General features: G+C 60.3%; 11 protein-coding genes. 5 read left to right on the forward strand and 6 right to left on the reverse strand.

What is annotated here, in order from left to right:
- Positions 1-19: 19 nt before the first annotated feature.
- The 3 genes from kdgD to FHX06_RS13185 form a co-directional block, all read right to left on the reverse strand.
- Entirely contained in the window at positions 20-943 is a 924-nt protein-coding gene (kdgD, locus tag FHX06_RS13175; RefSeq protein WP_183879584.1) for a 5-dehydro-4-deoxyglucarate dehydratase, read from the reverse strand.
- Positions 944-987: 44 nt separating this feature from the next.
- Positions 988-1,968 (reverse strand): mannonate dehydratase, encoded by a 981-nt coding sequence (locus FHX06_RS13180; RefSeq protein ID WP_112546477.1) that lies wholly within the window; start codon positions 1,966-1,968, stop codon positions 988-990.
- Positions 1,969-2,034: 66 nt separating this feature from the next.
- Positions 2,035-2,745, reverse strand: coding sequence for a FadR/GntR family transcriptional regulator (locus FHX06_RS13185; protein WP_112546504.1), 711 nt, complete (start codon positions 2,743-2,745; stop codon positions 2,035-2,037).
- A 122-nt stretch (positions 2,746-2,867) separates the two neighbouring features.
- Here FHX06_RS13185 and FHX06_RS13190 point away from each other — a divergent pair, with 122 nt between their 5' ends.
- The 5 genes from FHX06_RS13190 to FHX06_RS13210 are packed head-to-tail and all read left to right on the forward strand — an operon-like array spanning position 2,868 to position 7,972.
- Entirely contained in the window at positions 2,868-4,463 is a 1,596-nt protein-coding gene (locus FHX06_RS13190) for an ABC transporter substrate-binding protein (RefSeq protein WP_112546478.1), read from the forward strand.
- Between the two features lie 15 nt (positions 4,464-4,478).
- Positions 4,479-5,507, forward strand: a complete 1,029-nt coding sequence (locus FHX06_RS13195; RefSeq protein ID WP_112546479.1) for an ABC transporter permease — start codon at positions 4,479-4,481, stop codon at positions 5,505-5,507.
- Positions 5,504-6,406 (forward strand): ABC transporter permease, encoded by a 903-nt coding sequence (locus FHX06_RS13200; protein WP_112546480.1) that lies wholly within the window; start codon positions 5,504-5,506, stop codon positions 6,404-6,406. The genes FHX06_RS13195 and FHX06_RS13200 overlap by 4 nt, the downstream gene beginning before the upstream one ends.
- A 1-nt stretch (position 6,407) precedes the next feature.
- Positions 6,408-7,235, forward strand: coding sequence for an ABC transporter ATP-binding protein (locus FHX06_RS13205; RefSeq protein ID WP_409564387.1), 828 nt, complete (start codon positions 6,408-6,410; stop codon positions 7,233-7,235).
- The gene (locus tag FHX06_RS13210; protein WP_183879928.1) at positions 7,235-7,972 is read left to right on the forward strand and encodes an ABC transporter ATP-binding protein; all 738 of its coding nucleotides are present in this window, start codon (positions 7,235-7,237) and stop codon (positions 7,970-7,972) included. Before FHX06_RS13205 ends, FHX06_RS13210 begins: the two co-directional genes overlap by 1 nt.
- A gap of 60 nt (positions 7,973-8,032) precedes the next feature.
- Here FHX06_RS13210 and FHX06_RS13215 read toward each other — a convergent pair whose 3' ends face one another.
- The 3 genes from FHX06_RS13215 to FHX06_RS13225 form a co-directional block, all read right to left on the reverse strand.
- Complete coding sequence (locus FHX06_RS13215; protein ID WP_183879588.1) at positions 8,033-9,796, reverse strand: peptidoglycan D,D-transpeptidase FtsI family protein; 1,764 nt, start codon at positions 9,794-9,796, stop codon at positions 8,033-8,035.
- A 169-nt stretch (positions 9,797-9,965) separates the two neighbouring features.
- A complete protein-coding gene (locus tag FHX06_RS13220) occupies positions 9,966-10,925 on the reverse strand; it encodes a sugar-binding transcriptional regulator (RefSeq protein WP_112546482.1) in 960 nt (319 codons plus the stop codon).
- A gap of 21 nt (positions 10,926-10,946) precedes the next feature.
- On the reverse strand, positions 10,947-12,413 hold the full coding sequence (locus FHX06_RS13225; protein WP_183849991.1) for an FGGY family carbohydrate kinase: 1,467 nt from the start codon (positions 12,411-12,413) through the stop codon (positions 10,947-10,949).
- Positions 12,414-12,426 lie beyond the last annotated feature (13 nt).

The raw sequence follows: 12,426 nt of genomic DNA on the forward strand, positions 1-12,426 counted from the left end.
AGCGCCGGTGGCCGCGGTTTTACTCCGCGGCCAGTCTCGCCTGGTCATTAGCCTCGACAATCGACCGCAGCACGGAGAGTTCCTCGTCCGTCAGGTTCGTGAGCGGCGCGCGCACGGTGCCCGGATCGCGGCCGATGACTTTCAGCCCCGCCTTGATGATGGAGACGGCATAGCCCTTCTTGCGGTTGCGAAGCGCAACGAAGGGGAAGAAGAAATCCTTCAGGATCTGGTCGACGGTCTTCTGGTCGCCCGCCCTGAGCGCTTTGTAGAACCGTTGCGAAAGAGCCGGAACGAAGTTGAAGACAGCCGAGGAATAGGTGGTCACACCAGCGGCGAAATAGGCCTGAGCATAGACTTCGTGGGTCGGCATGCCACCGACATAGACCAGCCGGTCGCCAATCTTGGTGGTGATCTCGATGACCCGGTCGACATCACCGACGCCGTCCTTGAAACCGATGAGATTGGGGCACGCATCACAAAGCTGAGCGATGCTGTCGGCCGACAGGATCGCGTTGTCTCTGTTATAGACGATCACGCCGATGCCGACCGCCTGGCAGACGGCCCTCACATGGGCGACAAGTCCGGCCTGCTCGGCAAACATCAGGTAGGGCGGAAGAAGGAGCAGACCATCGGCACCGGCTTTTTCGGCAGCGCGCGCAATATCGATTGCAAGTGAGGTGCCATAACCGGTACCGGAAATGATGGGCGTTTTGCCTGCGGCAGCCTTGGCGGCGCGGATGACGGCAGGGATTTCGGCCGGATTGAGCGAGAAGAATTCGCCCGTACCGCCCGCGGCAAAAAGTGCGCTTGCTTCAAAACCGGCAAGCCAGCTCACGTGCTCGCGGTATGCTGCTTCGTTGAACCTGTTCTCGCTGTCGAAATGTGTCACCGGAAAGGAGAGGAGGCCGTCGCCCACGGCTTTCTTGATGGCGTTGGGATCCATGTTGAATTCCTTGAATAATTGCTGATTGAAGGTGAGCGCTTTGCTCACATATGGCCGGCTTCCATCGCCTCGAGCACCGCGGCGATGTAACCGTAGCAGAAGCTGAAGGCGACGCCCGTCGCGTCGCGACCGCTGATGCGCGGCACATGGTCCGGCATGACCATGTATTTGTAGCCGACCTCGCGGTAGACCTTGAGCGACCGCACCATGTCCATGTCGCCTTCATCGGGAAAGGTTTCCATGAAGGAGAGCTTGCCGCCGCTGATGTTGCGGAAGTGCAGGTTGAAGATCTTTCCGCGCGTGCCGAACCAGCGGATGATATCGTCGATTTCCTCACGCGGATTGTCGAGCATCTCGCCGATCGAACCCTGGCAGAAATTCAGGCCATGATAGGGGCTCTCGCGCATCTGCACGAATCTCTTCAAGCCGTCGACTGTACCAAGGACACGAGTGACGCCGCGGTAGCCCGGTGGCGTATAGGGATCGTGCGGGTGGCAGGCAAGGCGCACCCTGTTGCTCTCCGCAACGGGAACCACCCGCTCGAGAAAATAGTCGATACGCTCCCAGTTCTCATCTTCCGAGAGGACGCCGGCAAGACCGGGTGCCGCCTGCTGATCGGCCTTGTCCCAGCGAAAAGCCTCGTTGAGCGAACCGCCACGGCCCTTTTCGAGCTCCGTTCGCGGAATGCCTATCAGGTTGAGATTGTATTTCGTGGCTGGGATCCCGGCCTTTGCGCAGTTCTCGATCATCCGGCAGACGGCGTCGATCTGCCGGTCGCGTTCGGGACCGGCCAGCAGGATGTCGGGATAGGACGCGTTTTCGATCGGCCTGGAGGGTAGGGGGAGCTGGACCATGTCCAGCACGAGACCGAAGCTCTCCACGTGATCGCGGTGGCGCTCCAGATCATCAAGTGTCCAGCTGGACGGCGCCCCGGGCGGGTCAGCGGAAATGTGTTTTACGCCCAGTTGGGCAAAAACACGAAAATCATCGTCGTCCCGTGCGGCGACCTGGGTTCCCAAATACACAACTAACCTCCCGATCATTCAAATCATGTCGTATGACATAATATGAATTTTTAAGGTTGTCGAGCCTCATTGCTGCTCTGCAAGCATTCGGTATCGTCGCTGGCTCGCCATCATGTGCGCGCGCATGGCCTGTCTTGCACGATCCGGATCCTGCTCCGCAATGGCGGCCAGGATCTCACCATGCTCTGCATGAACCTTTTCGAGATAGGTGCGGTCATTGGCTTCGGGTAAGGTCGGAAACTGTCCGCGCGGGATTGCGCGCGGTCCGAAATGGCGCAGGGCATCGATATAGAATCTGTTGTTCGAAGCATTGGCTATGGCGGTGTGGAATTCATAATCGGCCTCGACCGTGGGCTCACCGCTCTCGATGAGTTGGGCCATTTTTCGGTTGGCAAGTCGAATCGCAGCTTCCTGTTCGGCCGTCCTGCGATAGGCTGCAATAGCGGCGGCCTCTCCTTCGACTGCCATGCGAAACTCCAGCAATTCCAGTGTTTCCGGAATGCTTTTGACCTCGACCGGCGTCAGGACAAGCCTGGCATGCACGTTGGGATCCGACACGAAGACGCCCTTGCCCTGGACGGGCCGGACAAATCCGGCCGCGCGCAGGTCGGCAATCGCTTCCCGCACCACTGTGCGACTCACGCCGAAGGCCGCCTCAAGCTGGGGCTCGGTTGGAAGCTGATCTCCCTCACGGAGCTTTCCCGTCTCGATCTGCATTCGCAACTGGTCGATCATCTGCTGCGCCAAACGCTGCCTGCCACGCGTGCCCGCCACCATTTTCATTGTTCCCCATTTTCGCGTCCTCTTCCGCATGGCACTTGCAAACGTCTTGGAAAAATCATAGTACGACATACGGACGACATATTATGTCTTGTATAGTAACTCAGGGAGGAGTTGCAATGAAGCATTTTTCCAGAAGCCTGTTTGTTGGTGTCGCTCTCTGCGCGCTGACCTTGGCAGCACCCGCGCTTCGGGCGGCGACGCCTGCCGATCAGCTCGTGATCGGCACCTCGCTCGCCCAGGTTCTTTCGCTGGATCCGCAGCAGGCGACGGAAGCCAAGGCCAACGAGATCATGTCGAACCTCTATGATCGCCTGGTTGCGTCGACGCCTGACGGCAAGATCGTGCCGCAGCTTGCCGAAAGCTGGCAGGTTGATGACAAGGGGATCACCTTCAAGCTGCGCGACGCGACTTTTGCCTCGGGAAACCCGGTCACGTCCAAGGACGTCGTCTATTCGCTCGGCCGCTTGCTGAAGCTCGATCAGGCCGCAGCCGCCAACCTGAAGCGCGTCGGCTATACGAAGGACAATATCGATCAACTGGTCAAAGCCGTCGATGACAAGACGGTGCGCATCGATCTTTCGGGCGAAGTGACATCGGAGCTTCTGCTTTACCGTCTGGCCATGGTCATTGCGAGCGTCGTCGACAGCGTCGAAGTCCAGAAGCATGTCGCCAATGATGACTATGGCAACGCCTGGCTTAGAACCCATTCGGCGGGCTCCGGACCGTTCACGTTGAACCGCTGGGCGCCCAATGAACTTGTCATTCTCGACGCCAACAAGAACTATGTTGCGGGTGCTCCGAAGATGCGCCGCGTCATCGTCCGCCATGTTCCCGAAAGCCAAGTTGAGCGCCTGATGCTTGAACGCGGCGACATCGACATAGCAAGCGCAATGACCGCGTCGGATCTCGCCACCTTCGACAACAAGAAAGGCTTCGAAATCCAGCGCGTACCGACCGGTGGCTTCTACGTGCTGTCGATGAATGCCGGCAACAAATATCTGTCGAACCCGAAAGTGCGCGAAGCAATCGCCTACGGTATCGATTACAAGGGGATCGAGAAGACCATCATGGGTCCTTACGGGCGTGCCCGTACCGTGCCGGTTCCCGAAAACTTCGAATATGCAATCCCGAGCCCCGACTGGCACCTCGATGTCGCCAAGGCAAAGGAGCTTCTTGCGGAAGCGGGCTTCAAGGACGGCTTTACGCTCAGCCTGAAAACCATCGCACAGACGCCCCGCATCGATCTTGCCACCGCGATCCAGGCTTCGCTCGGCCAGATCGGCATCAAGGTCGACATCCAGCAGGGCAACGGATCGGACATTATCGCGGCCCATCGTGCGCGAAATTTCGATCTGCTCATTCCACAGACTGGTGCCTACATGCCGAACGTGCTCGGAGCGATGGAGCAGTTCGCGTCCAATCCCGACAATTCTCTCGAAGCAAACAATGCCGGCAACTTCGTCTGGCGCTCGGCATGGGACATTCCGGAACTGACCGCGCTGACGGCGAAGGCTTCACTTGAGGCGGACCCGAAGAAACGCGGCGAAATCTATGTCGATATGCAGAAGATGTTCGTGGATCAGAAGCCGGCCGTCCTGCCGATGTTCGAGCGCTTCGAGCCGATCGTGCTGAACGACAAGGTTCAGGGTTATGTCGGCCATCCGAATCAGACGACGCGCCTTGAGGGCGTCACGAAAGCTGAGACCGATTAAGCAAGGTCGCCGATCATGAAGGAACTCTCCGTGAAGGAACTGGCGCGCCGGGTGGGACACCTGGCCGTCAGCCTGTTCATCCTGCTGTGCGTCACTTTTGTGATCGGCCGTATTCTTCCGGCCGATCCGGTCGGAGCGATCGTCGGCGAGCTGGCAGACCCTGCCGCCTATGCCGCCATGCGTCAGAAGCTTGGTCTTGACCTGCCGATCTACCAGCAGTTCCTGATCTACCTGAATGGCCTGGTGCATGGCGATTTCGGAACGGCGGTGCTGACAGGCAATCCGGTCTCCTCGGATCTTGCTCAGGCATTTCCAGCGACCTTCGAACTCGCCACCCTGGCGATCCTTATCTCGACCTTTGTCGGCGTCCCGCTTGGGCTGACGGCGGCACTTTTTCGAGACACGTTTATCGACAAGATCGCCCGGATCGTGGCGCTTGTCGGTCATTCGATTCCGGTCTTCTGGTTCGGCATCGTCGGCCTGGTCATCTTTTACGCAGGGCTGAATTGGGTTGGAGGTCCTGGACGTGTCGATGTCTTCTACGAGGGCATGGTGACGCCACAGACCGGGCTGCTGCTCGTTGATAGCCTGCTGCAGGGAGAAACAGAGATCTTCTGGAATGCGCTTGGGCATATCATCCTGCCTGCCGTGATCCTTGCCTATGCCGCCATGGCCTATATCACCCGCATGACCCGCAGCTTCACGCTCGAGCAACTGAGCCAGGACTATGTGATCGCCGCGCGCGCAAAGGGTGTCGGCCCGGCCCGCACCGTCATCGGCCACGTCCTGCCGAATATCGCGGTACAGCTCATCACCATCCTGGCTATTTCCTATGGCGGGTTGCTGGAAGGTGCCGTCGTGACCGAGATCGTCTTTTCCTGGCCGGGTATCGGCCAATACATGACGAATGCGCTGATGATCGGCGACATGAATGCCGTCGTTGCCGCCACCATCATTATCGGCTTCATCTTCATGTTCCTCAATTTCCTGGCGGACATCGCCTACGCGATATTCGATCCGCGGACGCGGGAGGCTGCGCTATGAGCGATGCAATCCAAACCGACCTCACCGTGCGCCCACCGAGCCTGCCGGCACGGATCTCAGGCTCAACGATGAGGATCGTCTCAAGACTGGGGCAGGAACCGCTCGGCATGGCCGGCTTTATTATTCTGGCGGTGCTCTGCGTCGTCGCGATCCTTGCGCCTTGGCTCGCGCCTTATGATCCCAACATCCAGGTCCTGTCCGACGCGCTGCAGCCGCCAAGTGCCGCGCATTGGGCGGGCACCGACGAGTTCGGCCGGGATATTCTGAGCCGCCTGATCTACGGAACGCGGATCACCGTCCAGACCGTGCTTTCGATTTCTCTCATCGTTGGCCCGATCGGCCTGCTGATCGGTGTCGTCGCCGGTTTCTTTGGCGGTCGCACCGATGCACTCCTGATGCGGGCAACGGATATCGTCCTGTCCTTTCCCTCGCTGATTCTGGCGCTGGCATTCGCCGCCGCCCTCGGAGCCGGCCTGACGACGGCAATCATCGCCATTTCACTCACCGCATGGCCACCCATTGCGCGTCTGGCACGCGCCGAGGCGCTGGTCGTCAGAAATGCCGACTATGTGGCCGCCGCCCGTCTCTACGGCGCCTCGCCCCTGCGCATCCTGTTGGTCTACATCGCTCCCATGTGCATTCCGTCCGTGATCGTACGTCTGACCCTCAACATGGCGGGCATCATTCTGACGGCCGCTTCGTTGGGCTTTCTCGGATTGGGCGCGCAGCCGCCGGCGCCCGAATGGGGCGCGATGATCTCGAGCGGGCGAAAGTTCATGCTCGATTATTGGTGGGTTGCGGTGATGCCGGGTGTCGCCATTCTTGTTACCAGCCTTGCCTTCAACGTGGCAGGTGACGCGCTTCGCGACATTCTGGATCCCCGTCATGCGAGGTCCTGATATGAAGCCAGTTCTCTCCATCGAAGACCTTAATGTCAGCTTCGGCAGGAACGCGGTGCCCGCCGTCTCCCATGTCAGCTTCGATATCGGGCGCGAGCGCGTCGGCATCGTCGGCGAGTCCGGCTCGGGAAAATCGACGACCGGTCGGGCGATCATGCGCCTCCTGTCGGCGGGCGCCACCGTCTCGGCAAAGCGCCTCGACCTTGACGGCAGTCCGCTTCTGTCGCTCTCCGAGAGGCAGATGGGAAAGATACGCGGCAAGGATATTGCGCTCATAATGCAAGACCCTCGCTATTCGCTCAATCCGGTGCTGACTGTCGGCAAGCAGATCGCTGAAGCGGCCCGCCTGCATCTCAACCTGCGTGGCGCAGCGGCGACTGCTGCGGCCAAAGCGATGCTCGAGCGCGTTCGCATCCGCGACGCAGAGCGCGTCATGGCGCAGTATCCGCATCAGATATCCGGCGGCATGGGCCAGCGTGTGATGATTGCAATGATGCTTCTCGCCAAGCCGAAGCTCGTCATCGCCGACGAGCCGACTTCGGCGCTCGATGTCAGCGTGCGCAAGGACGTACTTATGCTGCTTGACGAGCTCGTCCGGGAGAACGATTCCGGCCTGCTGCTGATCAGTCACGATATCCGCATGGTCTCCGCCTTCTGTGAGCGGATCATCGTCATGTATGCGGGGCGCATTGTTGAAACGCTGACACGGCTGGAAGATGCCAGCCATCCCTATACGAGGGGACTGATCGCGGCGATGCCGGATCCGCGACATCCCGTCCGGCGGCTTGCGGTTCTCGACCGCTCGAAGATCGACCTGGAGAGAGCATGATGATCGAAGTTCGCGACCTCAACGTCACGTTCACATCCGGCAAACGGCAAAACCATGTCGTCAAGGATATCAGCTTCAGCGTCGCGCGTGGGGAAACTCTGGGTATCGTCGGTGAGTCCGGCTGCGGCAAGTCCACCGTCTTGCGATGCCTGTCGGGCATGGAAAAAGGCTGGTCGGGAGAAATCGCGCTCGCTGGTCGCATGGTCGGCAAGTCGAGAAACCTTGACGACCTCAAATGCGCTCAGATGGTGTTCCAGGATCCTTACGGTTCGCTGCACCCGCGCCACCGGATCGGCACGGCCCTCGCCGAACCTTTGCGGGCTATGGGCAGGCAGGAGATCTGGCAAACCGTGGAACGTTCTCTGCGCCAGGTCGGTCTGCCGGCCGCATTGGCAAACCGGTTTCCCCACGAACTTTCCGGCGGCCAGCGCCAGCGCGTGGCCATTGCAAGGGCGCTGATCCTATCGCCGCCGATCCTGCTCCTCGATGAACCGACTTCGGCGCTCGATGTGTCGATACAGGCCGAAATCCTGAACCTGCTGGCGGACCAGCGCGACGAGATGGGACTGACCTACGTGCTCGTCAGCCACGATCTGGCGGTGATCGCCCATATGTGCGATCGCGTGCTGATCATGAAGGATGGCCGGTTCATCGATGAGCTCTCGAAAGACGATTTGCAGGACGGGAAAACGCATGACGAATATGCGCGTGAGCTATTCGAAGCGACTTTCATCTGACACTCGTATTTTGGGAGGACGTGACCGAGGCAATCTCGCGCCTCGCAGATCTTGGCGAGCTCAGTAACTGATCAGCGAATAGGGCGCATCATTCGATCCGAAGTGAGGCTGGACCCCGAGCAGCGGGGCTGCCCGACCAATGATTTCCTTCACCATCGGCGCGGCTGTGGAGGCTGCCGTCCGTCCGCCATGCTCACCGGTTTTCGGGGCGTCGATGATCGCAAGGACCATATATTTCGGCTTGTCCATTGGAAAAGCCGCAACAAAGGCGTTGAAGTTCAGGTCGCTTGCGTAACGCCCATTGACGACCTTGTCGGCTGTCCCGGTTTTGCCGCCGACATTGAAGCCCTCGACCTGGGCGGCACGGCCTGAACCCTTAAGCCCATTCCAGCTGAAGAGATAGCGCATATCGGCACTTGTGCTTTGCTTGACCACGGTTTTCGCCAGCGTTGCAGCTTGTTCGGGCGACCGTGGCAGGAAAGTTGGCGGAATGAGATTGCCGCCATTGATGAGAGATGCGGCGGCGGACGCCGTCTGCAACGGGGTCGTGGCGACGCCGTGACCGAAGGAGATCGTGACCGAATTGATCTTCTTCCATGTGCGTGGCTGCGTGGGCGTTGCGACGCCCGGCATCTCCGTCTCCACCTTCGACAAAAGTCCGAGCTTGGTCAGGAACTGTTGATGTCCCTCAATGCCGACCATGTCCGCGACCGCCGCGGTGCCGATATTGGACGAATACTGAAAGACCTCCGGGATCGATAGTGGCCTGTGCTTGCCTTTGAAGTCCTTGATCGTGAAGCCGCCCATCCGGATCGGACGCGATGCATCGACGACGGAGTTGAGAGTGATCTTTTCCGCATCGAGGCCCATCGCCAAGGTGAAGCTCTTGAAGGTCGAGCCCATCTCGAATGTCGCATTGCTGATCCGGTTGAACCAGCCTTTCTCGTAATCCTTGTCCACGCTGCCGTCCGCCAATGTGCGTGATGGCTCGTTCGGATCATAATCCGGCACCGAGGCCATCGCCAGGACCTCGCCCGTCTCGACGTCGAGAACGAGTGCGCCGGCGGCTTCCGCCTGATAAGCGTTCATCGCTTTGGCGGCGACTTCCCGGGCGAGGTTCTGGACGCGGATGTCGATCGATAGGCTGACGGGTTCAAGCGGAACTCCGGATGTCAGCCCCACAGCCCTCAGATCGGCCAGACCCTGCTGGTCGAGATACCGCTCCATGCCGGCCAGTCCTTGATTGTCGACATTGACGTGACCAAGGATATGCGACGCAGCGCGCCCGCCAGGATAGAAGCGACGTTTTTCCGGTCTGAACCCTATGCCAGGAAGGCCGAGGGCAAGGATATCAGCTTGCTGCCTCGGCGTGAGCTGGCGCCGCAGCCACTGGAAGCCGCTGTCCATCTTGAGCTTCTTGTGGGTCTCCCTCCAATCCAGGCTCGGAATGACGACGGCGAGTTTCTCCACCACTTCGTCGGCGTCGATGATGCGACGGGGGTCCGCGTAGAGGGAAACCATTTTCAGGTCGGTAGCCAGAAGCTGGCCATTGCGATCGACGATGTCGGGCCGGGAGGCAACGCCGTTGGGATTGCCAAGCGAGCTGGTGGTGGGCTCCTCGGCAAGTCCGTATTGGACAAGACGACCGCCGATCAGAATAAACCCGCAGACGAAGGCGCCGATCAGAATGCCTAACCGTTGCCTTGTCTTGCCACTCCGCATCTTTCTCGTGCCCGGGATCCTTTCGTCAACGCCGATCCTCTGACGTTCGACGAGGATATGGGATCGACTTTTAATCTTCAGAATTCGGGAGATGATGGTCATTGAGCTGATCCAGAACAGGCGGCGGAAGTCGAAGAAGCACTTCCGAAAACGCGGTGCGTTTTCCGGCCTGTTTCTCCTGGGGCAACTGCTGACTAGATTTGCGTGGAATTATTTAACAGTTCGTTAACCGTCGCTTCCAGATGTGCCACGGGCATGGCCGACGGCCACGTCAAGCCGTTGTATCGATCAATCGCTGCGCGGTGAATTTGTCGGTCACCAGCATGTCGATGACGCCAACACGCAGCGCGCCCGAGATCGCCGCCGTCTTCTTCGCACCGCCGGCCAGCGCGATAACGCGATCCACCCGCGCAAGATCCTCGAGCGGAAGGCCGATGACCCGGTCATCCAGCGGCGTCTTCACCGGTTTGCCGTCCTTGTCGAAAAAGCGCAGTGAAATGTCACCAACGGCGCCGGCCTCGGCGAGATCGGCAAGCTCCCGTGACGAAAAGATGTTGCCCGAACGAGCAAGCAATTCGGACGGCTCCACGGCGCCGATGCCGACAATGGCGAGCGTGATACTGCCGAACAAATCCATGGTCTCGCGGACGAAGGGATCTGACTGCATCAGGAGCCTGGCTTCCCTCGATGTCGTCACGCCCTGTACGGGAAGCAGCTTGGGTTCGGCTCCGGTGAGGCGTGCAAGGCGCGTCGTAAGCTGCGTGGCATGTGTCTGCACCGAAGGGTCGCCCATGCCGCCGAGGGTTTGCACAACGTATTTTACCTGGGCGCTTTTCTGCGGATGGATGTTTTCGACCATCTTGAAGATGGTCTGGCTCCAGCTCGAAACCCCGACGATCTCGCCAGGTGCAAGTGTGATCTCGAGAAGATGGGCTGCGGCTTCACCGATCCGGGCCATGATGGCGCCGTCCCGGTCCTCGCTGCACTCGACGACAATTGCTTCGGGAAGGTCGAACTTTTGACGCAGGGCTCCTTCGAGCTCACTGTAAGTGCCGACCGGCGGGATGACGCTGGTGCGAACAATGTCCTCGGCCTCGGCCCTCTTCAGCATTCGCGAGACCGTCGCCTGGGAAAGCCGCAGATGCTGCGCGATCTCCGCCTGCCGCCGCCCTTCGATGTGGTACATCTGGGCAACCCTGGAGATCAGGCGGAGTTCGTTGAGACGGGACATGGGCGATACCGGCTTGAATTTTTATTCACATTTAACCGGTGTCGGTCGCGACGTCGAGCGGGCCAGCGCATCATTCCATGTATTGAGAAGTCCGGTGCGATCGATCTCTTCGGGGCGGATCACTGTGGTGCTTCTCGGGAGTGCTTCGATCGCGTTGAGATCCTTCCACAGGCCGAGCGAAAGCCCGGCGAGATAGGCGGCGCCGAGAGCGGAAGCCTCCGGCGCCTCGCACTGGATGACGGCATGTTCGATCAGGTTCGACACGCATTGCATCAGGAAGCGGTTCTGGCTCGGGCCGCCGTCGACATAAAGAGCGCCGAGCTTGCCGCCGCTCTGGGCGCGCATGGCGGCGATCACGTCATGCACCTGGCAGGCGATCGAATCCGTCACTGAGCGGGCCATCTGGGCGCGGGTCGTGGAAAAGTTGATCTGGGCGAAGAGCGCACGGGCGTCGGAATTCCAGTAGGGGGCGCCGAGGCCGACGAAGGCCGGCACGAATCCCGGTCCGCCCGGCTCAGCCGTCGCCGCAAGGTCGACGAGGGCTGCGACATCGGGAAGGCCCAGAATGTCGGCCATCCACGGAAGGCTTGCTGCCGAAACGAGAATGTTGCCCTCGAAGGCGAAGGTCGGCACGCCGGCGATCCGCCAGGCGACCGTCGTGGTTATCCCGTTTTGCGGCGCGATGAAGCGCGGCAATGTCGTCATGACGGAGGAGCCGGTTCCGAACGTTACCTTGCCATCGCCCGGCTTGAAGGCCCCATGACCGAAGAGCGCCGCATGGCTGTCGCCAATAGCAGATCGGATCGGCGTGCCGTCCGGGATGCCGGGAAGGCCGCGCGTCGTGCCGAAATCGGCAGAACTGTCGAGCACTTCCGGCAACAGGGCGATATCGACGCCGAAAATCTGGCCGAGTTCCTCACTCCAGACCTGCCAATTGAGGTCGAACAACTGGCTGCGGGCGGCATTGGAGGCATCGCAGACGTGGCGGCGCCCACCCGTCAGGCAATGGATCAGCCAACTGTCGACCGTGCCGAGGCGCACACGGCGCCCGGCTGGTACGCGATCGAGCAGCCAGCGGAATTTCGATCCGGGAAACATCGGGTCGAGTGGAAGGCCGGTCAGCGTTTCCACGCGGTCGAGATGACCTTCGGCGATCAGGCGCTCGCAGTCCGGCGCTGTGCGGCGGCACTGCCAGCTCACCACCGGACCCAGTGCCTCGCCGCTCTCTGCATCCCACATCGTGACGGATTCACGCTGATTGGAAACTGCCACCGCCTCGACAGTAACGTCGGAAACTGTCTTCAGGCAGGCCTCGATTGCTTCGCAAACGGAGGCAAAGATGCGGCGGGGATCTTGCTCGACCCAGCCCGGCTGCGGATAGGAGATACCGACGGCGGCCGAGCCTCTGGCAAGCACCTCTCCGGTTTCGGAAACCAGCACTGCCTTCGAATTGGTTGTGCCCTGGTCGATCGCCAGAATAGCCCGCATCATCTTCTCCTCA

It is taken from the genome of Rhizobium sp. BK512 (assembly GCF_014194915.1).
In the GTDB taxonomy this organism is placed as follows: domain Bacteria; phylum Pseudomonadota; class Alphaproteobacteria; order Rhizobiales; family Rhizobiaceae; genus Rhizobium.

Coding starts and splice junctions, on each gene's coding strand:
- kdgD (WP_183879584.1), bottom strand. CDS start 943: ATGGATCCCAACGCCATCAAGAAAGCCGTGGGCGACGGCCTCCTCTCC.
- FHX06_RS13185 (WP_112546504.1), bottom strand. CDS start 2,745: ATGGTGGCGGGCACGCGTGGCAGGCAGCGTTTGGCGCAGCAGATGATC.
- FHX06_RS13190 (WP_112546478.1), top strand. CDS start 2,868: ATGAAGCATTTTTCCAGAAGCCTGTTTGTTGGTGTCGCTCTCTGCGCG.
- FHX06_RS13195 (WP_112546479.1), top strand. CDS start 4,479: ATGAAGGAACTCTCCGTGAAGGAACTGGCGCGCCGGGTGGGACACCTG.
- FHX06_RS13200 (WP_112546480.1), top strand. CDS start 5,504: ATGAGCGATGCAATCCAAACCGACCTCACCGTGCGCCCACCGAGCCTG.
- FHX06_RS13205 (WP_409564387.1), top strand. CDS start 6,408: ATGAAGCCAGTTCTCTCCATCGAAGACCTTAATGTCAGCTTCGGCAGG.
- FHX06_RS13210 (WP_183879928.1), top strand. CDS start 7,235: ATGATCGAAGTTCGCGACCTCAACGTCACGTTCACATCCGGCAAACGG.
- FHX06_RS13215 (WP_183879588.1), bottom strand. CDS start 9,796: ATGACCATCATCTCCCGAATTCTGAAGATTAAAAGTCGATCCCATATC.
- FHX06_RS13220 (WP_112546482.1), bottom strand. CDS start 10,925: ATGTCCCGTCTCAACGAACTCCGCCTGATCTCCAGGGTTGCCCAGATG.
- FHX06_RS13225 (WP_183849991.1), bottom strand. CDS start 12,413: ATGCGGGCTATTCTGGCGATCGACCAGGGCACAACCAATTCGAAGGCA.